At 61.9% G+C, this 20,573-nt stretch carries 22 protein-coding genes and 1 tRNA gene; 15 read left to right on the top strand and 8 right to left on the bottom strand.

The features are described 5' to 3' along the window. Positions 1-63: 63 nt before the first annotated feature. Entirely contained in the window at positions 64-1,362 is a 1,299-nt protein-coding gene (locus C8J36_RS07770) for an Hsp70 family protein (protein ID WP_132533855.1), read from the bottom strand. Positions 1,363-1,741: 379 nt separating this feature from the next. Between C8J36_RS07770 and C8J36_RS07765 the strand changes: the two genes are divergently transcribed. Next, on the top strand, positions 1,742-3,421 hold the full coding sequence (locus C8J36_RS07765; protein WP_132533853.1) for an electron transfer flavoprotein-ubiquinone oxidoreductase: 1,680 nt from the start codon (positions 1,742-1,744) through the stop codon (positions 3,419-3,421). A 122-nt stretch (positions 3,422-3,543) separates the two neighbouring features. Here the strand turns inward: C8J36_RS07765 and C8J36_RS07760 are convergent, their stop codons facing one another. After that, on the bottom strand, positions 3,544-3,810 hold the full coding sequence (locus tag C8J36_RS07760) for a sel1 repeat family protein (RefSeq protein WP_062594736.1): 267 nt from the start codon (positions 3,808-3,810) through the stop codon (positions 3,544-3,546). A 450-nt stretch (positions 3,811-4,260) separates the two neighbouring features. Here C8J36_RS07760 and C8J36_RS07755 point away from each other — a divergent pair, with 450 nt between their 5' ends. Beyond that, positions 4,261-4,608 carry a DUF2147 domain-containing protein gene (locus C8J36_RS07755; RefSeq protein ID WP_132533851.1) on the top strand — a complete coding sequence of 116 codons (348 nt, stop codon included), beginning with the start codon at positions 4,261-4,263 and terminating at the stop codon, positions 4,606-4,608. A 111-nt stretch (positions 4,609-4,719) separates the two neighbouring features. Here the strand turns inward: C8J36_RS07755 and C8J36_RS07750 are convergent, their stop codons facing one another. Next, a complete protein-coding gene (locus C8J36_RS07750) occupies positions 4,720-5,421 on the bottom strand; it encodes a glutathione S-transferase N-terminal domain-containing protein (RefSeq protein ID WP_132533849.1) in 702 nt (233 codons plus the stop codon). Between the two features lie 279 nt (positions 5,422-5,700). Here C8J36_RS07750 and C8J36_RS07745 point away from each other — a divergent pair, with 279 nt between their 5' ends. The 3 genes from C8J36_RS07745 to C8J36_RS07735 all read left to right on the top strand — a co-directional run bounded on the left by C8J36_RS07745 (position 5,701) and on the right by C8J36_RS07735 (position 7,957). Next, positions 5,701-5,874, top strand: coding sequence for a hypothetical protein (locus C8J36_RS07745; RefSeq protein WP_132533847.1), 174 nt, complete (start codon positions 5,701-5,703; stop codon positions 5,872-5,874). A 167-nt stretch (positions 5,875-6,041) separates the two neighbouring features. Next, the gene (locus tag C8J36_RS07740; RefSeq protein ID WP_132533845.1) at positions 6,042-6,380 is read left to right on the top strand and encodes a YnfA family protein; all 339 of its coding nucleotides are present in this window, start codon (positions 6,042-6,044) and stop codon (positions 6,378-6,380) included. Positions 6,381-6,457: 77 nt separating this feature from the next. Next, entirely contained in the window at positions 6,458-7,957 is a 1,500-nt protein-coding gene (locus C8J36_RS07735) for an AMP nucleosidase (protein WP_132533843.1), read from the top strand. A 40-nt stretch (positions 7,958-7,997) separates the two neighbouring features. On the opposite strand, the gene C8J36_RS07730 is transcribed toward C8J36_RS07735, so the two are convergent. Both C8J36_RS07730 and C8J36_RS07725 read right to left on the bottom strand, forming a co-directional pair. Next, positions 7,998-8,948, bottom strand: a complete 951-nt coding sequence (locus tag C8J36_RS07730; RefSeq protein WP_132533841.1) for a diacylglycerol kinase family protein — start codon at positions 8,946-8,948, stop codon at positions 7,998-8,000. A gap of 208 nt (positions 8,949-9,156) precedes the next feature. Then, a complete protein-coding gene (locus C8J36_RS07725; RefSeq protein ID WP_132533839.1) occupies positions 9,157-9,780 on the bottom strand; it encodes a L,D-transpeptidase in 624 nt (207 codons plus the stop codon). A 277-nt stretch (positions 9,781-10,057) separates the two neighbouring features. Between C8J36_RS07725 and C8J36_RS07720 the strand changes: the two genes are divergently transcribed. Then, positions 10,058-10,579: a DUF992 domain-containing protein gene (locus tag C8J36_RS07720; protein WP_062594742.1), complete on the top strand. Its 522-nt coding sequence runs from the start codon at positions 10,058-10,060 to the stop codon at positions 10,577-10,579. Positions 10,580-10,668: 89 nt separating this feature from the next. Here C8J36_RS07720 and C8J36_RS07715 read toward each other — a convergent pair whose 3' ends face one another. The 3 genes from C8J36_RS07715 to C8J36_RS07705 form a co-directional block, all read right to left on the bottom strand. Beyond that, positions 10,669-11,793, bottom strand: coding sequence for a pyridoxal phosphate-dependent aminotransferase (locus C8J36_RS07715; RefSeq protein WP_132533837.1), 1,125 nt, complete (start codon positions 11,791-11,793; stop codon positions 10,669-10,671). 116 nt (positions 11,794-11,909) lie between these two features. After that, on the bottom strand, positions 11,910-12,323 hold the full coding sequence (locus tag C8J36_RS07710) for a DUF2177 family protein (protein ID WP_062594744.1): 414 nt from the start codon (positions 12,321-12,323) through the stop codon (positions 11,910-11,912). 122 nt (positions 12,324-12,445) lie between these two features. Further along, complete coding sequence (locus C8J36_RS07705) at positions 12,446-12,811, bottom strand: PilZ domain-containing protein (protein ID WP_062594745.1); 366 nt, start codon at positions 12,809-12,811, stop codon at positions 12,446-12,448. A gap of 270 nt (positions 12,812-13,081) precedes the next feature. On the opposite strand from C8J36_RS07705, the gene C8J36_RS07700 reads away from it, so the two are divergent. The 9 genes from C8J36_RS07700 to C8J36_RS07660 all read left to right on the top strand — a co-directional run bounded on the left by C8J36_RS07700 (position 13,082) and on the right by C8J36_RS07660 (position 20,570). Next, positions 13,082-13,171 (top strand) — tRNA-Ser (locus C8J36_RS07700). Positions 13,172-13,272: 101 nt separating this feature from the next. Beyond that, positions 13,273-14,916 carry a site-specific integrase gene (locus C8J36_RS07695; RefSeq protein WP_132533835.1) on the top strand — a complete coding sequence of 548 codons (1,644 nt, stop codon included), beginning with the start codon at positions 13,273-13,275 and terminating at the stop codon, positions 14,914-14,916. Positions 14,917-15,429: 513 nt separating this feature from the next. Continuing rightward, positions 15,430-16,641 carry a phage portal protein gene (locus C8J36_RS07690; protein ID WP_132533833.1) on the top strand — a complete coding sequence of 404 codons (1,212 nt, stop codon included), beginning with the start codon at positions 15,430-15,432 and terminating at the stop codon, positions 16,639-16,641. Further along, positions 16,638-17,060 (top strand): gene transfer agent family protein, encoded by a 423-nt coding sequence (locus tag C8J36_RS07685; RefSeq protein ID WP_132533831.1) that lies wholly within the window; start codon positions 16,638-16,640, stop codon positions 17,058-17,060. The genes C8J36_RS07690 and C8J36_RS07685 overlap by 4 nt, the downstream gene beginning before the upstream one ends. After that, positions 17,057-18,643 carry a phage major capsid protein gene (locus C8J36_RS07680; RefSeq protein ID WP_165914987.1) on the top strand — a complete coding sequence of 529 codons (1,587 nt, stop codon included), beginning with the start codon at positions 17,057-17,059 and terminating at the stop codon, positions 18,641-18,643. The genes C8J36_RS07685 and C8J36_RS07680 overlap by 4 nt, the downstream gene beginning before the upstream one ends. 12 nt (positions 18,644-18,655) lie before the next feature. Next, on the top strand, positions 18,656-19,051 hold the full coding sequence (locus C8J36_RS07675) for a hypothetical protein (protein ID WP_132533827.1): 396 nt from the start codon (positions 18,656-18,658) through the stop codon (positions 19,049-19,051). Positions 19,052-19,054: 3 nt separating this feature from the next. Beyond that, complete coding sequence (locus tag C8J36_RS07670; RefSeq protein WP_132533825.1) at positions 19,055-19,669, top strand: phage tail assembly chaperone; 615 nt, start codon at positions 19,055-19,057, stop codon at positions 19,667-19,669. Further along, positions 19,666-20,013, top strand: coding sequence for an HNH endonuclease signature motif containing protein (locus C8J36_RS07665; RefSeq protein ID WP_132533823.1), 348 nt, complete (start codon positions 19,666-19,668; stop codon positions 20,011-20,013). The genes C8J36_RS07670 and C8J36_RS07665 overlap by 4 nt, the downstream gene beginning before the upstream one ends. Then, positions 20,013-20,570: an Ig domain-containing protein gene (locus tag C8J36_RS07660; protein ID WP_132533821.1), complete on the top strand. Its 558-nt coding sequence runs from the start codon at positions 20,013-20,015 to the stop codon at positions 20,568-20,570. Before C8J36_RS07665 ends, C8J36_RS07660 begins: the two co-directional genes overlap by 1 nt. The last annotated feature ends 3 nt before the right edge of the window (positions 20,571-20,573 follow it).

The following is a 20,573-nucleotide window of genomic DNA, read 5'->3' as shown; positions in this document are numbered from 1 at the left end:
GAAGCGCCGCCGTGCATGAAAGCGGCAATTGGCCGAAAGGCCGCCGCGTGACGCCCGGAAGCCTCAGTTCGCCTCCGCCGTCCACAGATCGATGTCGTCGCGGGCGCCGATCAGGGCCAGGCCATGGGCGATGGAGAGAAGTTCGCCGCCGCTCTCGATCTTTCCCGCATCGAACCGCCGCTCGAACAGGCGCCGCACGGCCGGCACGAAGGAGGTTCCGCCCGTCAGGAACACCTTGTCCACGCCACCCGCCGTCGTGTTCGTCTTTTCCAGCACCTCGTCCAGCGCGCTCTCGATTCGTCCGAGTTCAGGCGCGATCCATTGCTCGAAATCGGACCGACGCACGATCTTGCGGCTGCGTTCGCCGAGCGGTGCGAAGTAAAACTCGGTCTCGTCCTCGGCCGAAAGCCGCATCTTGGTCGCCGAGACCGCCTGGTAAAGCGGATAGCCTTCGTCATGCTCGATCAGGTCGATGAAGGCTTCGAGCTTTTCCGGCTCCAGCGAGGAGCGGACGAGCTGCTTCAGGTCGGCGAAGTCCTTCAGCGTCTTGAAGATCGACAGCTGGTTCCAGCGGCCGAAATTGGCGTAGTAGCCCGAGGGCACGTCGAGCACCTTGTCGAAGGAGCGGAACTGGGTGCCCTTGCCGATCAGCGGCGAGACGAGGTTGTCGATGATGCGGAAGTCGAAATGATCGCCGGCGACGCCCACGCCGGAATGGCCGATGGGCGTTGCCGACAGCACGCCGGCATGGGTCTCGAAGCGGATCAGCGAATAGTCGGTGGTGCCGCCGCCGAAATCGGCGACCAGCACCGTCGCATCCTGCCTCAAGGTCTGGGCGAAGTAGAAGGCGGCCGCCACAGGCTCGTAGACATAGCGGATGTCCGAGAAGCCGAAGGTGCCGAGCGCCGTCTGGTAGCGTTCCAGCGCCAGATTGTCGTCCGGGTTCGCGCCGGCATAGCGCACCGGCCGGCCGACGACGATGCGGGTGCCTTCGACCGGCCAGGCATCGCCTGCATAGTCGCGCAGGCGTGCGACGAAAGCGCGCATCAGGTCCTCGAACCCGTTGCGGCGCGCAAAGATCAGCGTGCCCTGGAACAGCGGGCTGGCCGCGAAGGTCTTGATCGACTGCAGGAAGCGCGTGTCGCCGGGATTGTCGATGAAGGTGCGGATGGCGGCCTGTCCCGCCTCGATCTGCAGGGCCTGCGCGCCGAGATTCGGATGCTTCATGAAGGACAGGGCGGTGCGCATCGTGTCGTAGCGGCCGGCAGGGCTGTCGAAACCGATCGCCTGCGTGCCGCTGCTGCCGACGGTGGCGAGGACGGAGTTGGTGGTGCCGAAATCGAAGCCGAGCGACGGGGTCATGATCTGTCTCCTGGTGCGGATCGCCGCGACGCAAGGCCGTCGCGCCGGAGCTCCGGCGCCGGGTCGGCGAGGTGTCGCGGGCGGTGCGATGCGGGCATGGGCCGGTCCGGCGGGACGGGCTTGCGGAAAGGGCCCTGCGAAAAGGCCCCTGCGAAAAGGCTCTGTGAAAGGGCCCTGTGAAAGGACCCTGGGAAAAGAAATCTCGCCACTGGCGGCTTTGGGAAGGGCGCTCCCTCGCATGGGCCCGTGCGAAAAACAAGAGCGAATGGCCGGATCGGCATGGTCGATGGCGCACATCGGCTCGACAAGCCGGCGCGGATTTGACATGACGAAACGATGAAGACGGGTCCGGTAGCAGTCGCTGGGAGGCGGGGTGATCATGAGCGAAGCACAAGAATTGCCTGAGCGCGCCTTGCCTGAGCGCGAGAGCATGGATTTCGACGTCGTCGTGGTCGGCGCCGGCCCGGCCGGCCTTTCCGCCGCGATCCGGCTGAAGCAGATCGACCCGGAGCTGACCGTCGTCGTGCTGGAGAAGGGCGCAGAGGTCGGCGCCCATATCCTGTCAGGCGCCGTCGTCGATCCCTGCGGCATGGACGCGCTCCTGCCAGGCTGGCGCGAAGAGGCGGATCATCCCTTCAAGACGCAGGTGACCGAGGACCAGTTCCTGCTGCTCGGCCCGGCCGGCTCGCTGCGCCTGCCGAACTTCGCCATGCCGCCGCTCATGAACAATCACGGCAACTACATCGTCTCGCTCGGCAATGTCTGTCGTTGGCTGGCGGGCAAGGCCGAAGAGCTCGGCGTCGAGATCTATCCGGGCTTTGCCGCGACCGAGGTGCTCTACGACGAGCAGGGCGCGGTGGTCGGCGTCGCCACCGGCGACATGGGCATCGAGAAGAACGGCGAGCCCGGCCCGAACTTCGCCCGCGGCATGGAGCTGCGCGGCAAATACGTGCTGATCGGCGAAGGCGTGCGCGGTTCGCTCGCCAAGCAGCTGATCGCGAGATACGACCTGCAGAAGGACCGCGAGCCGCAGAAATACGGTCTGGGGATCAAGGAACTCTGGCAGGTGAAGCCGGAGAACCACAAGCAGGGTCTCGTGCAGCACTCCTTCGGCTGGCCGCTCGGCCTCAGCACCGGCGGCGGCTCGTTCCTCTATCATCTCGAGGACAACACGGTGGCCGTCGGCTTCGTGGTGCATCTCAACTACAAGAACCCCTATCTCTACCCGTTCGAGGAATTCCAGCGCTTCAAGACGCACCCGGCGATCCGCGGCACGTTCGAGGGAGGCAAGCGCCTTTCCTACGGCGCGCGCGCCATCACCGAGGGCGGCTATCAGTCGGTGCCGAAGCTGACCTTCCCGGGCGGCGCGCTGATCGGCTGTTCCGCCGGCCTCGTCAACGTGCCCCGCATCAAGGGCAGCCACAACGCCGTGCTGTCGGGCAAGATGGCCGCCGAGAAGATCGCCGCGGCCATTGCGGCCGGCCGGGCGAACGATGAAGTGGTCGAGATCGAAAACGAATGGCGCGCCGGCCCGATCGGGCAGGATCTCAAGCGCGTGCGCAACGTCAAGCCGCTCTGGTCGAAGCTCGGCACGGTGGCCGGCGTGGCGCTCGGCGGTCTCGACATGTGGACCAACCAGCTCCTCGGCTTCTCGTTCTTCGGCACGCTGAAGCACGGCAAGACCGATGCCCAAAGCCTGGAGCCGGCGGCCAAGCACAAGCGCATCGCCTATCCGAAACCGGATGGCGTGCTGACCTTCGACCGTCTGTCCTCGGTGTTTCTCTCCAACACCAACCACGAGGAAGACCAGCCGGTCCATCTGAAGGTCAAGGACATGGCGTTGCAGAAGCGCTCCGAGCACGACGTCTATGCCGGTCCGTCCACACGCTACTGTCCGGCCGGCGTCTATGAATGGGTGGAGAAGGATGGCGACGAGGTCTTCGTGATCAACGCGCAGAACTGCGTGCACTGCAAGACCTGCGACATCAAGGATCCGAACGGCAACATCACCTGGGTTCCGCCGCAGGGCGGCGAGGGGCCGGTTTACCCGAACATGTAAGGCGCGTCACTGGAGGCTCGGTTCAGAAAACGCCGAAAGCCTCCGCTCTCCGTCCACGTCCTGTCAGGTCGGCCTGAAGAAACGCGGTGCGGAGAGGGAGGGTTTTTCTATGCGTGGATCGATCAATGCACGGTCATCCATTCGCGGGCCGAACGCAGCGCGATGGCGAGGTCGGCTTTCGACATGGTGGCGGCCAGTTCGGCGCGCAGCTCGGCGGCCCGCTCGGATCCCTTGATGGCGGCGATGTTCAGCCATTTGTGCGCGGCGACCACATCGACGTCGCAGCCGCGGCCGGTGGCGTACATCAGGCCCATGTTGCAGAAGGCTTCCGCGCGGTTTTCGCCGGCGATCGTGGCATAGGTGAAATTCTGGAGGTCGAAGCGTGCCATTGTCGTTGTCCCTGTTGCGTTGAACGTTTCTTCGTGCAGTCCCTGTTTCGACCTCTGGAAGCCCGGCCCTCTGCGGGGCTCTTGATCTTCCGGAGGCTGTCGGCGGAGTGTTTCGTCTCCGCTCGTCTTATGGATTGAAGTATGCCGCACGGCCTTCAATGCGCGCTTAAAATGCATGATTAATTCGCGGCAAACGAAGTTCAAACGATTGGTAAACTTGGGTTTTCGTTAAACATCGCAGGCCCTGCAATGCCTGGCTTTCGCGTCAAATTTTACGCATCTTTCACGTCTGGATTTCAACGCTTCGTTCACCACGAAACGCACCGGCGCTCTTCGTCCCTGGAAAATCCGCGCGGCACGAGATTTTTCCAATGCGCTTTTGACATTCCTTTTACGTTCACGTAATTTTTGAACGTGGCGCTGGGGAGGCGCCTTTTGGGAGGAGATTTCATGAAGATCACATCGATTGTGTCTGCAGCCATTCTGGGTTCGGCTCTTCTTGCCTTGCCCGCACGGGCGGCGGAGCCCATCGTCGGCAACTGGAAGACGGCAAGTGGCGAGACCGCGGCGATCGCGTCCTGCGGCGGCAGCTTCTGCATCACGGTGAAGACCGGCAAGAATGCGGGAAAGAAGATCGGCACCCTGTCGGGCGCTGGAGAAAGCTACACCGGCGAAGTGACCGACCCCGACAACGACAAGACCTATAGCGGTTCCGCCGCCGTCACGGGCAACCAGCTTAAACTCAAGGGTTGCGTGCTGAAGGTGCTTTGCAAGAGCCAGACCTGGAGCCGGCTCTGAGCCTTCGCGCCTCCGTCCGTCGCCGGCGCCATGGCGTCCGGAAGGATGACGGATGGATGCCGGAAGGATAAAGGAGCCCTCCGGCAGAGGGCTCCGCTTTTTTAAAGCGATCTACTGCGCGCGCTGGCCGAACAGGATCTTCTGCGCGTCCTTGTCTTCCGACAGATGTTTCTGCCGCTCGCGCTCCTCGCGACCGACATCGAAGCCGGCGATGACGGCGGGGCGGGCGACCAGCGTCTCGAACCAGCGCTTCAGGTGCGGGAAGTCGTTGAGATCCTGTCCGCCGCTTTCATACTGGCGCACCCAGCCGAGGCAGGCCATATCGGCGATCGAATAGTCCCCGGCCAGATAGTCCCGGTCGGCCAGGCGCCGGTTCATGACGCCGTAGAGGCGATTGACCTCGTTGGTGTAGCGCTCGATGCCGTAGGCGATCTTTTCCGGCGCATAGTGCCGGAAATGATTGGCCTGTCCCGCCATCGGGCCGAGCCCGCCCATCTGCCAGAACAGCCATTGATCGACATCGACGCGCGCCCGCTCGTCGCTCGGGTAGAAGCGCCCGGTCTTGCGACCGAGATATTGCAGGATGGCGCCGGACTCGAACACCGAAATCGGCGCGCCGCCCGGGCCATCGGGATCGACAATGGCCGGCATGCGGTTGTTGGGGGCGATCTTCAGGAAGTCGGGCGCAAACTGCTCGCCCTTGGAAATGTTGATGTATTTGACCGCGTAGGGAAGGCCGAGCTCTTCCAGCAGGATGGTGATCTTCCAGCCATTGGGTGTCGGCCAGTAATAGAGGTCTATCGGTGCGGACATGTTTGGCTCCGGTCTCTCGATTGCATCGGGTTCGACGCCAACCTAGCGCAGAAAGCGTCGAACCGGAACCGTTTGCGCAGGATGATCGGTCCTGCCGCGCGGGGTCGGGCAGGCCGGATCGGCGGGTGTCGCAAGGACGGATGGAGGAGACTCTGTGCATTGCAGCATTCAACCTGAACGGCACATGAACCGGCCTCTCAGCTAGAATTCAGTTTGGCTGTGCGAAAAGACGATCATCGAACCCACACCCACCCAAATCGCTCGAACGGATCGACTGTCATGGATATCATTGCTCGCCGCCTCACGATCATCAGCGCCCTCATGGTCGTCTTCGCCATGAGCCTGGCGGCCGCCGTCAGCGCCGACACCGAGCGCCGCCGCCAGCATGATTATACCACGACGCTGGCCGACTGCACCGCGCATACCGCCCAGTTCTGCCAGGCAAAGCTCTGACGCGAACCTGCCGCGCGCCGGCTTGACCGCCGCCCGATCCGGCACGCTGACCCTATCGAACCCGCCACTTGGCGGCGGGTTCTTGGCCTCTTCTCTTTCTCCGGCATTGCGGAAGACCGGCTGAAATCCGCTTGCGTCGATGCCGCGCCTGCGATCATCATCGCACCATGTTCGCCCTTCCTGTCTCCACCATCCTCCTCTATGCGCTCGCAGCCCTGTTCGAGATCGCCGGCTGTTTCAGCCTGTGGGCCTGGCTCCGGCTCGGACGCTCCGCGCTCTGGCTCATCCCCGGCATCGCCAGTCTGGTGGCCTTTGCCTGGCTCCTGACATTCAGCCCGCAGCCGGCGGCAGGCCGGAGTTTCGCGGCCTATGGCGGCATCTACATCGCGGCATCGGTTCTCTGGATGTGGCTTGCGGAGGGCGTGCGGCCCGATCGCTTCGATCTCGCCGGCGTGCTGCTGGCGCTCGCCGGAACGCTCGTCATCATCGCGCCGTCGCGCGGCTGAAGACGTGCGGGAAGGAATTGCAGCGCGGCGGCGTCACTTGTCGTTTGCTTGTCAATTACGGCATCCTATAATGCCGTATGAGCGCACGAATCTCTTCCGTCCCCGTCCTTCCCATCGCCATGCCCGAGGCCTTCGAGCCCCAGACCTTCGACGATCCCGTCCAGGCGGTGGATGCGCTGACCGCGCTCTATGAGCGCAACACCAATTTCCTCGTGGACGGGTTCACGGCGCTCGGCAAGGGCGTCGCCGCCAGCCGGTTCCGCGCCTGCTACCCGCAGGTCAGCATGGAAACCTCCAGCTTCGGCCATGTCGATTCGCGCCTGTCCTACGGCCATGTCACCGCGCCCGGCGTCTACACGACCACGGTCACCCGCCCAAAACTGTTCCGGCACTATCTCAAGGAACAGCTCGGCCTGTTGATTCGCAATCACGGCACGGGCATCACGGTGTCGGAATCCGCGACGCCTATCCCGCTGCACTTCGCGTTCGGCGAAGGCGCGCATGTCGAGGCGTCGCTGGCCGAGAACATCGATGTGCCCCTGCGCGACCTGTTCGATACGCCCGACCTCTCGACCACCGACGACGAGATCGCCAACGGTGCCTATGAGCCGGGCCCCGGCGAACCCTTTCCGCTGGCCCCCTTCACGGCGCAGCGCATCGATTATTCGCTGGCGCGCCTCAGCCATTACACCGCGACCAGCGCGGCGCATTTCCAGAATTTCGTGCTCTTCACCAATTACCAGTTCTACATCGATGAATTCTGCGTTTGGGCGCGCAAGCAGATGTCCGAGGGCGGCAATGGCTACACGGCCTTCGTCGAGCCGGGAAACATCGTGACGCAGGCCGGCTCCGACGAGCCGGACAGCGACCTGACGCTCGCCCGCCTGCCGCAGATGCCGGCCTACCACCTGAAGAAGAAGGGTCATGGCGGCATCACCGTCGTCAATATCGGCGTCGGCCCGTCCAATGCGAAGACCATCACCGACCATATCGCCGTGCTGCGCCCGCATGCCTGGCTGATGCTCGGTCACTGCGCCGGCCTGCGCAACAGCCAGGCGCTCGGCGATTATGTTCTGGCGCATGCCTATGTGCGCGAGGACCATGTGCTGGACGACGATCTGCCGGTCTGGGTGCCGATCCCCGCGCTTGCCGAAGTGCAGATGGCCTTGCAGGAAGCCGTGGCGGAAACCACCGGCTACGAGGGCTATGACCTCAAGCGCATCATGCGCACCGGCACGGTCGCGACCATCGACAACCGCAACTGGGAGCTTCGCGACCAGCGCGGCCCGGTCAAGCGGCTGTCGCAGTCACGGGCGATTGCGCTCGACATGGAATCCGCCACCATCGCCGCCAACGGCTTCCGGTTCCGGGTTCCTTATGGAACGCTGCTCTGTGTCTCCGACAAACCGCTGCATGGCGAGCTGAAACTGCCGGGCATGGCGACGGCTTTTTACAAGAACCAGGTCAGCCAGCATCTGCAGATCGGCATTCGCGCTCTGGAAAAGCTGGCCGCGATGCCGCCGGAAAAGCTGCATTCCCGCAAGCTTCGCAGCTTCTTCGAGACGGCGTTTCAGTAGAGGCTTCGAAGGATGACCGCAGGCGGACGCGCCGCTTCGGTCAGGCGGTCTGTTCCGCCGCCGGGGCGACGGCCGCAGCCTGCGGCGCCACCGGTCGTCCCACGAGCAGCTTGAGTTCGCCCGCATGAATCCGGATATCGACGTCGCCGCGCAACGGCAGCAATTCGCCGTCGATGACGCAATTGATCTTGTGCCGGCGGGCGTGTGGGAAATAGAGCTCCACCTGCTTCACGCTCATCTCGGTGATCAGCGTGCTCTCGCGGAATTTTCCCCTGAGAATATCGAAGACGAGGCGTCCGACGCCCGGCGGGGTGAGGGGCGGCGCGGTGTAGAAGCCGAGATGGCCGCCGGTCAGGTCGTCCGCATACATCAGCGAATTGGCGCCGAAATGATTGTTGGAGACGGACAGGGCGGACACCTTGCGCCGTTCCGTCACGCCGTCGGCGCGAAACTCGATCTTGAACTGCGGCGGGTTGAAGACCACGCCGATCGCGGCCCGGGTGCTGGCCGAAATCTTGCCGAGGCGCGAGGCGAAGCTGTAGGATTCGCGGTAGCGCACCATGCGCGCATGCAGGCCCATGGAAAACTGGTGCACGAAGGCGCGACCATTGGCGCTGCCGATGTCGCCCTCGATCACCTCGCCATGGGCGAGCACGTCCAGCACCTTCCAGATATCGAGCGGCAGCTTCAGCGAGCGGGCAAAAAGGTTCATCGTTCCCGCGGGCACGACGCCGAGCGGCAGCCCGCTTTTCCAGGCGACGCCGGCGGCTGCCGAAATCGTGCCGTCGCCCCCGCCGGCAATCATCGCATCGAGGTCGTCCCGGTTGGCCGCTTTTTTGAGTTCCGCTTCCATGTCGCTGCCCGACACCACGGCGATCTCGATCTCGTGGCCGGCAGAGCGGAAGGCGCCTTCCATCGCTTGGGAATAGGCAGCCATATCGGTGGTGCGAAAGGTGCCGCCGTCGCTGTTCAGTATCGCTTTGAGCTTCATGCGGATCCCGGCTATGTCTGAGCGCAAGGCATGGGCAGACCGGGCAGGTCCCGGCCGGTCCCTCCTGCCGGATCGTATATGCGGCGTTTATCACAGGCTTCAAGATGAGCCCCGCCGGTGAAACCCTGCTTATTTCGCATTCGCGCATGAAGGCGACAGCGGTCCGCTGACGGGACGCGCTCTGCCGTCGAACGGACGGGCAAAGCCCTCACGCTGCGGCTTGCAGAACCACGACCTGATCGCCGGGCTTCACGCGATCGTAGAGATCGACGACATCGTGATTGAGCATGCGGACGCAGCCGCTCGACATCGCGTGGCCGATCGATCGCGGCTGGTTGGTGCCGTGAATGCGGAACAATGTGTCGTTGCCGCCGCGATAGAGATAGATCGCGCGCGCGCCGAGCGGATTGTTCGGGCCGCCCGGCAGGCCGCCGGCATATTTGAGGTTCCGGTCGGGGTCGCGACGAATCATGTTCGGCGTCGGCGTCCAGCTCGGCCATTCCGCCTTGCGGCCGATATAGGCATTGCCGGCCAGCGCATAGCCTTCGCGACCGACGCCGATGCCGTACCGCATCGCGCGGCCATTGCCGAGGATGTAATAGAGCCGCCGCGCCGGCGTATCGACCACGATGGTGCCGGCCGCATAGCTTGCGGGATAGGCCACGTCTTGGCGTCGCAGGTCCGGCTCGATCTGGTCCAGAGGCACCGCAGGCAGGGGGAAGCGTTCGTCGGGCAGGGCCGCATAGTTGAGGCGGGCAACGGATCCCGTGTCGGCGCAGCCGGCGAGAAGAGCGGAGAAACCGAGCAGCAGGCCGCGGCGGGAAATGGACATGAACAAGCCCCAAGTTGATGATTCTGGAGCGCTCAAAATGCCGGAATTATGGTTAACGCCTGGTAAAGACGCGCCACCTTGCGTTGTCGCCCGCGCTGTCGCCTTGCGCGGGCATCCGGCGCGTGTCGGGGGAATCGTGACATCCTGTCATGGTTTGTGACATCCCGGTCACAGGGTTTGCCGGATCGTTTCGGCTCCTCGTGCGTTATGAACGGCCAAACGCATTTCCGCCCTATCTCGGGTCGATGTCCGTATCTCGTTCTGACAGGAGAATATCATGAACCAGTCCCTCGCCAGCATCGTCTGCGCTGCAGCCATCGCATCCGGCACCCTTCCGGCCATGGCCGCCGACCTCGCTCCCGCGCAATCCTATTCCGATTCCGGCGCCCGCAACGGCGTGAAGATCGGTTACCTCGATTGCACGATTGCCGGCGGCGCCGGCTATGTCCTCGGCTCGTCCAAGGAGGTCAATTGCGCCTTCAAATCGACCATCGATGGCGAACCCGTCGATGATTACTCGGGCGCCATGCGCAAGCTCGGCATCGACCTCGGCTTCACCACCGAAGGCCGCCTGATCTGGGCCGTTCTCGCGCCCACGGCCGGCTATCACCATGGTTCGCTGGCCGGCCTTTACCAGGGCGCATCGGCCGAAGCCACGGTCGGTCTCGGCGTCGGTGCCAACATTCTGACCGGCGGCACGTCGGGCTCGATCCACCTGCAGCTCCTGAGCCTTCAGGGTCAGATCGGTCTCAACGTCGCCGCCGCAGGCACCTCGATGACGCTGACGTCGGTCAACTGATCGCCGGAAGCCTCGAATGACGAGACTTGAATGACGAAAAGAGCGCGTGGCCCCCGCCACGCGCTCTTTTCATATCCGGTTCCCGCGTCTCACGCCCGGCGAAGACGCTCCAGAACTCGCGGCAGCGCCTGCGCGAAGGCGTCCATCTCGGCCTGTGGGCCGGCGCTGACGCGGATGCACCGGTTGAGCGGGGCCGCACCCGGCATGCGGATGAACACACCGGCATCGTCCATCAGCCCATCGACGATCGCGCGCGAAAAGGTCGCATCCGCGCCGCAATCGATCGCCACGAAATTCGTCGCGGACGGCAACGGCTTCAGCCCGGCCTCGTCCGCAATCCGGGCGATGGTCGCACGCGCAGCGGCGATCTGGGCGATCACGGTCTGAAGATGGGCCTGATCCTGCAGCGCGGCCTCCGCCGCCGCCGTGCCGATGCGGTTCATGCCGAAATGATTGCGGATCTTGTCGAAAGCGGCGGCCGTGCCGGGCGTGGAGATCGCATAGCCGATCCGCGCGCCGGCAAGGCCGTAAGCCTTCGAGAACGTCCGAGTCCGGATGATGTTCGGCCGGTCGATGAGGGCGGAGAGCGCGGGCAGGGTGCCGGCCGGCGCCGTCTCGCCATAGGCTTCGTCCAGCACCAGCAGGGTCGATTCCGGCAGGGCCCGTGCAAAATCCAGCACGCTGTCGGCGTCCCACCAGCTCCCCATCGGATTGTCGGGATTGGCGAGATAGACCAGCGGTGCATCCTCGCGGATCACGGCCTCCAGCAGGCCCGCCAGGTTTTCCCGGTCGTCGCCGTCATAGGGCACGGTGACCAGTCGCCCGCCATGGCCGGCGACGTGGAAATTGAACGTGGGATAGCCGCCGAGCGAGGTGACCACCGGCATGCCCGGCTCGATGACCAGGCGCACGATCTGCCCGAGCAGCCCATCGATGCCTTCGCCGATCGCCAGATTGTCCGGCCGCAAGCCGAGGTGACGGGCGAGCGCCTGCTTCAGATCGAAATTTTCGGGATCATTGTACTTCCAGACGCCCGACAGTGCGGATGTCATGGCGGCGACCACGCTTGGGGCAGGGCCGAAGCCGCTCTCGTTCGCCCCGATTCGCGCCGTCAGCCGGGCATGGCGCTGCCGTTCGATGGCTTCCGGCCCGACGAAAGGGACGGTTGCAGGGAGGGAACGGGCAAGCGGCGTGAAGCGGGCGAAAGCTGACATGATAGGGTCCGATGGTGACGACGGTTCACCACCCTAGCAGAAACCGCCGCGCCGGAAACCGTCCGCCATGGCGACCGCCCCTCCAATCTCGAAAGCCCTATTGCGAAGGACCGCTCTCAGACGGCGGCGTCGCCCAGCCAGCGCACGGCGAAGAAGCCGCAGGCAGCGCCCAGCGCCGTGAGGAAGGTGCCCCAGATCATATCCACCACGCTCAGCATGGCCGGCCAGTTGCGCAGGGTGGAGAGGTTGGTGATGTCATAGGTGCCGTAGGCGGCAAGGCCGAGCACCGCACCATAGCCGATCGTCGTCATCAGCGAGCCCGCCCGGAGCCCCGGAAGCACGGCGAGGATGACGATGGCCACGGCGAAGAACAGGTAGAAGACGGCGGCAACGGCAAGGTTCGGCTGCGGCGACATCAGGTCGCCAAGCTGGTCGCGGTAGAACGTCCGCGCCACGACGCCCAGCCACACGGCATCGACGACGAGGAAGGAAAGGAGGGTACCGGCATAGGCAATCAGATAGGTCTTCATCGTCGCGCTCCTGTTTTGCACGTCTACGGAGCGCGACCACAACCGGATTACCGTTTGTTGCGTCATTAAAGACGCACCAAAGAAGCGCGAGGCGACGCGATCCGGCCTTCGACGGCCCGCGCCTAACGGGTGGCGATGCTGTTCTGGGCGAAATCCATCCGGATCAGCTGGCGGATGAATTCCGGCGTCAGCTGCATATTGAAGCGCACGCCGAGTTCCGAGCCGCTGCGGTGAACGACGGTGCTGCCGATCTCCTCGGGAAAGCCGATGATCTCCACGAAGAAATGCTGTGGCAGGGAGACGGCCGGGTTGAAATCGATCATCGCGCCGCCGATCGAGATATGCCGCAAGAGACCGTTATATTTCGTCTTCGGTTTCAGATGCTGACCGACCACGAGAATGCGGCAGGGGCGCTCGAGGAAGAAGTGCTTGTAGGTTGCACTCGTCTGCCCCGGACGGGCCTCCGCCCTGTGCATGATCATGGACATGGGATTGCTCCGGTCAAGGGTCGCTCGCTCTTGCCCTGATCCTTAGGCCGCGAGCCTTGTTTCAACCTTGTCATTGCGGGCGTGAGGGCCCATGCGGCCAACGGTCCATCCAACCCGGCGCGCGATCGCCATACGCAGCCGCACCCGGCCCCCGAGCACCTTCCGGTGCGGAAGACACCCGCATCTTCATGACCGTTTTGCGAGATCATCGCCAGAAAGACCAAATAGCCCTTGATCCCCACGTGGATTGATCCTATCAGGGGCCTCGACGGAGAGGTGGCCGAGTGGTCGAAGGCGCTCCCCTGCTAAGGGAGTATACCCGGAAGGGTATCGTGGGTTCGAATCCCATCTTCTCCGCCATTAATCTAATAAATCCTTATTTCCTAGGCTATCCCTTGTTCTACAGGGGTTTGTGCTACAAACCTTGCTACAAAATCTGCTACAAAACAGGTCAGCAAGGTATGAAAAAGCTCGGCAAGAACCTTCATTTCTATCGTGGACAGTGGCGCGCTCGAATCGTCGTGCCTGTCGAGTTGCGCCCGTTCGTCCTAAAGGCAGACGGAACGCCACGAACCGCCCTTGAGGAACCTCTAGGTGCAGATCCGAAGATCGCAGAGAAGCGGTCTCATGCCGTGCTTGCTGATTTCCACGATATCCTCGACCGCGCCAAAGCTCACCTTGAGGCATCGAAGCCTACGGTATCCGGTGCGGCCAAGGCAGCATTTGAAGCCGAGCTTCAGTATGATCTACAGGAACGCATGGGCGGGAAGCGTATCGCTTCCCCGATCTTAGAGCGGATCTATACCGACAAGCTTCGCCTCGTGGCATCGGGCTTGATCACCGGCCCGGAGGCTGAAGCGTTGATCGGCTACGCCGTGGATAGCCTCACGGAGAAGGGGTTAGCTTCAGCCCTATCGTCCGACCGTGCCGAATTGCTGAAGGTGCTTGCCAGTGTTCGCCTCGATAGCCTTGCCGTCTCTCATAGCCGCGATGCGGGCCAAGTCTACGCGCCCGACGCCCGGACGCCAGAACTGTTGATGCCAGACCCGGCCCCTCTGCCGGCCGTCAATCTGCCCGCTAAGGCTGGCGATGGTATGACGCTCGACCAACTGTTGACGCGCTTCCATGGCGAACGTGAGGGTGCAGAGAAGACGAAGAAGGAGCATGCCGTTGCCATCCGCATGCTCACTGGCTTTCTCGGCAAGGGCGTCTCAATCCGGCAGATCACCCGCGCCGATATCCTGCGATACAAAGACGCGCTCAAGGTGACGCCTTCGAACAGCCAACAGCGGTTCCCCGGCATGACGATTGTGCAAGCTGCAAGGGCGAACAGCAATCTTGCAAAGCCGTATCCAGTTCTTCAGGCCGCGACCATCAATGGCAAGTGGCTCATGCACTTGAACAACATCTTCAATTGGGCCGTTCGGAATGACCTTATGCCCGACAATCCCGCGAAGGGCGTCCAGATCGACACCGGAAAGGGTTTCAAAGAACCGACCCGCGTCCCGTTCTCAAACGACGACCTGAAGGCGATCTTCTCGCACCCGTTCTTTGTCGAGGCGAAGGCTTATGAAGATCGCCACTGGGCTATCTTGCTTGCCCTATACACCGGCGCACGTTCGTCCAGCGAAGTGCAGCGTTTGAAGCTGGTCGATATCTACGAGGAACAAGGCGTCCCGGTTCTGCATATGATCGAGGCGTCTAAGAACGTCCAGTCACGCCGGATCGTGCCTGTCCACAAAGATCTTGTGTCTCTTGGCCTCATGGACCGCGTAGCTGCCCTACGGAAGAAAGGCGAAACGAAGCTGTTCCCGTCATGGGAACCGGTGGACAAAATAAATCGGTGGTTCCTGCGAACCTACAAAAAGGAAGTCGGTATCGATGACAGCCGCAAGGTCTTCCATTCGTTCCGGCATAACCTGAAAACGGCTCTGGCTAGATACGGCGTTAACCGCGACGTATCAGACCTTATTACCGGCCACAAAGATCAGTCAGTCGGCGGGATATATATATCCGATCAGGCGCTCACAATGGTGCAAGCAATGAGCGATGGTATCAACCGCGTAGATTTCGGCGTTCTCGGATATCTGAAATGTAGGCAGTAGCATCGCGAAGCTAAACATCATTACGCTCTGTCTAACCGTAGTTTTTGTCCACAGGTTTCCGGGGAACTAGCGCAAGAACGCTTAAGTAGTTGCCTTAACCCATTGTTTTTATTGCGGGCCGCATCTGAAGTCAGCTTTCCACAAGATATAGTTGCTGGTGGATCATCGGGCGCTAGCCCTTGACGGTCGAATCGGACTCGCGGTTAGATGTAGTTGCCCGACGCGATGGGAGGCAGTGATCAGGTGCCCTACACCAAAGATCACCGCCTCGCACCAAGTGCCCGTTGGGTTGGCTCCCTGGGCTAAGAAAGAACCGCCATCGGGTTCTTGACTTAAGCCTACCTCATTCTTTGGCGGTGCCAAGAGTGCGGCGTGCGTTTTTACAAATTTGTCAACAGTCGCATTCCTCAGATTATTATCCTATAACTTAGGAATAAAAGCTCTTTAGGGGATTCACAAGTGAATCCGCATATGAGATAGTCCTCCTCAAGCAACTTGAGGACGGATCGCAGAATGCTCGCTGGCATCTTATCGAATGCAAAGAAGGCCTTTGGCCTTCCGGTAGAACAGAAGGCGTATCCCCTCACGTCACCGGAAGTCGAACGGATCTTCGGTGTCGGTCCTACCATCGGAGACATCGCCGTTACCGCTGAGACGGCGATGGAAGTCCCGGCCGTTTCTTGCGCCGTTGGAATCATCGCGGAAAAGATCGGTGATCTTCCCGCAAAGCTCTTCGCGCACGGCACGAAGGAAACCAATCGCGATCATCCTGCTTACAAGCTGATCCACGACGAAGCCAACGGCCATACCAGCGCTGCCAAGCTGCGCGCCGATCTGACCATGGATGCGTTGAAGCACGACAAGGGCGGGTTTGCTCATGTCGTGCGTTCGGACTTTGACGGCCGGCCGTTGGAGCTTAATCGACTTGATCCCGGCGCGGTCCAGCTTTGGCACGAAGATGACGGCGAACCGTTCTACATCGTGCAGGACCGCAACAAGCGGCTTCGCATTGATTATACCGACATGCTGCATATTCAGGCGCTCGGTGGTCGCTCACCGATCACGCGCGGCCGCAACGCCATCGCGCTGGCCATCGCATTCGAGCGTCACGTTGCGAGCCTCTTTGCGAATGGTGGCCGTCCCTCCGGTATCCTGTCCACCGAAAAGAGCCTGACCCCTGAAGCCAAGGAGCGGATTGGTTCGAGCTGGTTCTCGACGCACTCCGGCAAGAAGGCCGGTGGGATTGCTATCCTCGATGAGAAGATGGCCTTTGAACAGCTTACGATGTCGCTCACGGATGCGCAGTTCTCCGAGAACCGCGTCGAACAGATCCGAGAGATTGCCCGTGTTTTCCGTGTCCCCGCGACAATGCTTTTTGAGCTTTCGCGCGGCACTTTCGCGAACACGGAAGAGATGGCCCGGCAGTTCTACACCATCACCCTCAAGCCTTGGCTGACGACATGGGCGTGGGCCTACGCCCGCGTTCTTCTCACGCCGGAAGAGCGCGACCGGTTCTACATCGAATTCGTCACCGACGATCTTCTCACTACCGACACCGCAGCGCGTGCGACCGCCTACGGGCAGTATCGCAGCATGGGCGTCATGACTGGCAATGAGGTGCGTGCAGGTTTGAACCTTGCGCCACACCCGGACGGGGACAGCCTCTCAAACCCACACATCACCACGACGCCGGCCGCGCCGGAAACGTCCAAGGAAGCCGAATGAAGCACACCGCCTTCTTCGGTGACGCGGCCTACACGTTCGCGCTCACCGACACCATGATTCATGAATTGCAGATCAAGACCGGCGTCGGTATTGGCGCGCTCTACCTGCGCATGACCAGTTCACAGTTCCATGTTGCCGACATTATCGAGATCATCCGGCTTGCCTTGATCGGCGGTGGCACCGCCCCGACCAACGCGCAGCGGCTTATCAACACCTATGCCGTGGATCGCCCCTTCGAAGAGACGTTCCCGCTCGCGCTCGACATCCTTGACGTTCGTTGGAACGGCAAGCCGGAAGTAGCCCCGGAAGACGTCGAGCCGGCCATTTGGACGAACGCCCAGCACGATCTCCGACATGCCGCAACCACCGGCGATATGTCCGCAGCGATCAACGAGTCTTTGCAGGAGATCGGGCTTTGAGCGAAGCAGCGACCCGCGAAATCAAGGCTGAGATCTCGATTGACGAAGCCGGAACCGTCACCGGTATCGCATGGCCGTTCGACGCGCCCGACACGAAGGGCGATCTGATCGAACCGACCGCGTTCACCTTCGCGCCTAAGGTTCCGATGCTGCTTGAGCACGAACAGCGACAGTGTGTCGGCATTTGGGACAGCATGAGCGTCACCGACAAGGGCCTTGAGGTGAAGGGCAGTTTGTTCGTTGACGGCATCGCGCCAGCCCGCGCAGCACGCGAACGCCTTCGCAGCCGGGCCATGTCCGGTCTGTCGATTGGCTACATGCTCCACGAACACAAGGCCCGCCCTGAAGGTGGGCGTGTCCTCACCGATCTCACCATCACCGAAATCTCCCTCTGCCGTAGCCCGGTCCATCCGTCCGCGCGCGTCACCGAAGTCAAATCCATCATTGAGGAAAATCACATGGCACTCGAAATCAAGAACGAACCGGAAGTGAAGGCTGATCCCGTTGTCAGCCCGGAAGAACTGAAGGCTCTCAAGGCCCGCATGGACACGTTCGAAGCCAAGGCGAATCGCCTTCGCGGCTCGAACAACAATCAGCCTAACGGCGAGAACGACAACAGCGAACGCAAGGCGCTTGAATCTTTCATGCGCACCGGATCGACTGCCGAAGTGAAGGCTATCGCATCGGACAACAAGATCGACGGCGGCTATTTCGTCTTGCCGACGACCGACCTCACCATTCGCAGCCTGCTTACGGATCTGTCGCCGCTGCGCGGCCTTGCCGAAGTCGTCACCATCGCTAGCGACACGTATGAGCGTTTCTATTCGCTCGGCAAGCGTGGCGCGAAGTGGGTTTCTGAGCGTTCCGACCGCCCGCAGGATACTGCCACGCCGGAACTGATCAAGCATTCCTACGCCACCGCCGAAATGTATGCCGCACCGACCACGACCCGCACGCTGCTTGATGATGCAGCGATCGATCTGTCGGCATGGCTGATTAACAATGCGGTTCACGATTTTGCCGAGACCGAAGGCGAATCCTTCCTTGCCGGGGATGGAGTAGGCAACTCCCCGAAGGGCTTGCTCACCTATTCGACGGCTGCTGATGAGGATTTCGCACGCGGGTGGAACAAGTTCCAGCACGTTGCTGCCGGCGCTACCCCGACCGATTTGCAGCTTACCGATGCGCTGATCAAGTTGATTGCCGCTCTTCGCCGGCCTTACAAGGGCAATGCCTTGTTCCTCATGAACAGCAACACGGCCCTTCGCCTTCGCCAGATCAAGGACTCTACCGGACGCTACCTTTGGGCACCGACCGGCAACCTGATCGAAGGTATCGACCATCCGCTCTTCGGCTTCCGTGTCGAGATCGATGACGGCATGCCCGACATCGGCGCGAACACTACGCCTATTGCTTTTGGCGACTTCCGGCAGGGCTACGTCATCGTGGACCGGCAGGGCGTCCGGGTCGCTGAGGATTCCACGACCCGGAAGGGATGGATCATCTTCGACATCTACAAGCGCGTCGGCGGCGGTGCGGGCGATTTCAACGCCATCAAGTTCCTCAAGATCAGCGCCAACTAAGGAGAACCGGCCATGAAGGATACCTATCACGATATGAAGGCCGTGCAGGCAATCGCACCTGCCGTTCTCGCCGCGGCAGCTACCGGCGCTGCTATCGACCTGTCGGGCTTCGACAGTGCCGTCCTTGTCGTTAATACCGGCGCAATCGTTGCTTCCGGTGATTTCGGCGTGAAGCTTCAGGAAAGCAACACCACGACCGAAGCCGACTTTGCTGACGTAGCACCTGCCGACCGGCTCGGCGCGATCCCGGCCACGCTTACCGCGAACACCACCTACCGGCTCGGCTATATCGGTTCAAAGCGCAAGCGCTACATCCGTGCAGTCGTCACGAAGGCAGGCGGCACGTCTATCGCCGTCGCGGCTGTTGCCGTGCTCGGACATCCGGCTATCGCTCCGGTCGCGGCCTAATCCATGACCTATCAGCGGCCCGCATATGAAGAAGTGACGATTGCAGATGGCGGAAACGCCATCGTGCTCCGCCCTTCCTTGCGGGCCGCTACCAGCCTTGAACAGCGTCACGGCCTTCCGGCGCTCTATCGTGCCATTCAGGAACGTGACCACGCCATTCTTTGCGAGATCGTTTTAAGAGCGTCGGTCACGCGAGACGAAGCATTGCGGTTTCTCCGCCAGCACGAAAATCGTCCCCTTCGCTCCTTCTTCTATGTTGTCGTCCCCGCAGTCTCCGAACTTCTACAGATGTTTATGCCGGCCGTTGACGGTAGTGGCGAAGCATCGGGCGAAACGATGTCGTGCGCGCAGTTCTATCGAGATCTCTACCGCATCGCCACGGGCGCGCTTTGCTGGACCCCGGCCGAAGCATGGGCCGCAACTCCGCAGGAGATCCGCGAAGCTTTTAAGGGCCATATCTCCGCAAATCGGATGGCACGCGGCGAAAGCGTAGGAGAGAAGCCGACCGAACGTGACCCTAATCAAGCGGCAAACAACATCGCCGAAGGCCTTGATCCCGAGTTCGATCGTGCCGGTCTCCGTGCTCTCAAGACGAAGATTTCAGGCGGTGATGTATGACCGGTGTTCCTCGCTTCTGCCCTTCCTGTCTCAAGAGTGTCCCGCACGGTATTCGTTGTGAATGCCAGATCAGGGCAACCCGCGAACGCAACGCACGCCATGATGCGCGCCGTCCTTCACCTCGCGACCGTGGCTACGATGCGGACTGGCGTCGTGAGAGCCGCACCTTCCTCGCAGAGCACCCGAACTGCGCAATGCCGGGATGCGGCAAGCCGGCATCTGTTGTCGATCACATCGTTTCTATCCGGCTTGCACCGCATCGCCGGATGGATCGCCGGAACTGGCAACCATTGTGCGCACCCTGTCACAGCTCAACCAAGCAGCGCTTGGAAAGGAACATCTAATGCGGACTACCCAGACCTACACCCTTGGCCCCGGCTATTGGTGGCCTCTCGGCTCCCTTACCAACGTCGAGATGCTTCAGGTTCGGAACGGCAAGGGCCTTCGGCTCATGTTCACCGATGCCCTGATCTCGCCCGACGATGATGATGAAGAGCCGAAGAGCTACATCTCGACGGTCCCCTATGACCCGCATCCGATCGTCCTCGACCCGTCGCGCGCTAAGTCTGCCGCTGAGTTCCTCTATGCGTGGGTCGAAGGCGACCAGTCCGCAGAGGTAACGGTGGTCTACAACGCCGCGACCAGCATTAGCCCGCCCGGTGGCCTTTTGCCTGATGGCAAGGTTGGTCAGGCCTATACGCGTGCCTTCACTGTTCCTGGCTCGACCGGCTCGACTACGTTTTCTACGTCCGACACCTTGCCCTCTGGCTTGACGCTTAGCGCAGCCGGTATTCTTTCCGGAACTCCTAGCAAGGCAGGCGTCTATTATCTGACGCTGCGCGCCACGCCGTCGAGCGGACCTATCGCCTACGCCGTCTACTCGCTCTTGATCGTGGCTTGATCC

Source organism: Rhizobium sp. PP-F2F-G48 (assembly GCF_004342335.1).
In the GTDB taxonomy this organism is placed as follows: Bacteria; Pseudomonadota; Alphaproteobacteria; order Rhizobiales; family Rhizobiaceae; genus Ferranicluibacter.
Note: the sequence above shows the minus strand (reverse complement) of the source record. Positions and strands in the feature narration are given on the sequence as shown.

Bases quoted from the DNA above. Each gene is read 5' to 3' on its own strand.
- C8J36_RS07770 (WP_132533855.1), bottom strand. From the start codon at position 1,362: ATGACCCCGTCGCTCGGCTTCGATTTCGGCACCACCAACTCCGTCCTC.
- C8J36_RS07765 (WP_132533853.1), top strand. From the start codon at position 1,742: ATGAGCGAAGCACAAGAATTGCCTGAGCGCGCCTTGCCTGAGCGCGAG.
- C8J36_RS07760 (WP_062594736.1), bottom strand. From the start codon at position 3,810: ATGGCACGCTTCGACCTCCAGAATTTCACCTATGCCACGATCGCCGGC.
- C8J36_RS07755 (WP_132533851.1), top strand. From the start codon at position 4,261: ATGAAGATCACATCGATTGTGTCTGCAGCCATTCTGGGTTCGGCTCTT.
- C8J36_RS07750 (WP_132533849.1), bottom strand. From the start codon at position 5,421: ATGTCCGCACCGATAGACCTCTATTACTGGCCGACACCCAATGGCTGG.
- C8J36_RS07745 (WP_132533847.1), top strand. From the start codon at position 5,701: ATGGATATCATTGCTCGCCGCCTCACGATCATCAGCGCCCTCATGGTC.
- C8J36_RS07740 (WP_132533845.1), top strand. From the start codon at position 6,042: ATGTTCGCCCTTCCTGTCTCCACCATCCTCCTCTATGCGCTCGCAGCC.
- C8J36_RS07735 (WP_132533843.1), top strand. From the start codon at position 6,458: ATGAGCGCACGAATCTCTTCCGTCCCCGTCCTTCCCATCGCCATGCCC.
- C8J36_RS07730 (WP_132533841.1), bottom strand. From the start codon at position 8,948: ATGAAGCTCAAAGCGATACTGAACAGCGACGGCGGCACCTTTCGCACC.
- C8J36_RS07725 (WP_132533839.1), bottom strand. From the start codon at position 9,780: ATGTCCATTTCCCGCCGCGGCCTGCTGCTCGGTTTCTCCGCTCTTCTC.
- C8J36_RS07720 (WP_062594742.1), top strand. From the start codon at position 10,058: ATGAACCAGTCCCTCGCCAGCATCGTCTGCGCTGCAGCCATCGCATCC.
- C8J36_RS07715 (WP_132533837.1), bottom strand. From the start codon at position 11,793: ATGTCAGCTTTCGCCCGCTTCACGCCGCTTGCCCGTTCCCTCCCTGCA.
- C8J36_RS07710 (WP_062594744.1), bottom strand. From the start codon at position 12,323: ATGAAGACCTATCTGATTGCCTATGCCGGTACCCTCCTTTCCTTCCTC.
- C8J36_RS07705 (WP_062594745.1), bottom strand. From the start codon at position 12,811: ATGTCCATGATCATGCACAGGGCGGAGGCCCGTCCGGGGCAGACGAGT.
- C8J36_RS07695 (WP_132533835.1), top strand. From the start codon at position 13,273: ATGAAAAAGCTCGGCAAGAACCTTCATTTCTATCGTGGACAGTGGCGC.
- C8J36_RS07690 (WP_132533833.1), top strand. From the start codon at position 15,430: ATGCTCGCTGGCATCTTATCGAATGCAAAGAAGGCCTTTGGCCTTCCG.
- C8J36_RS07685 (WP_132533831.1), top strand. From the start codon at position 16,638: ATGAAGCACACCGCCTTCTTCGGTGACGCGGCCTACACGTTCGCGCTC.
- C8J36_RS07675 (WP_132533827.1), top strand. From the start codon at position 18,656: ATGAAGGATACCTATCACGATATGAAGGCCGTGCAGGCAATCGCACCT.
- C8J36_RS07670 (WP_132533825.1), top strand. From the start codon at position 19,055: ATGACCTATCAGCGGCCCGCATATGAAGAAGTGACGATTGCAGATGGC.
- C8J36_RS07665 (WP_132533823.1), top strand. From the start codon at position 19,666: ATGACCGGTGTTCCTCGCTTCTGCCCTTCCTGTCTCAAGAGTGTCCCG.
- C8J36_RS07660 (WP_132533821.1), top strand. From the start codon at position 20,013: ATGCGGACTACCCAGACCTACACCCTTGGCCCCGGCTATTGGTGGCCT.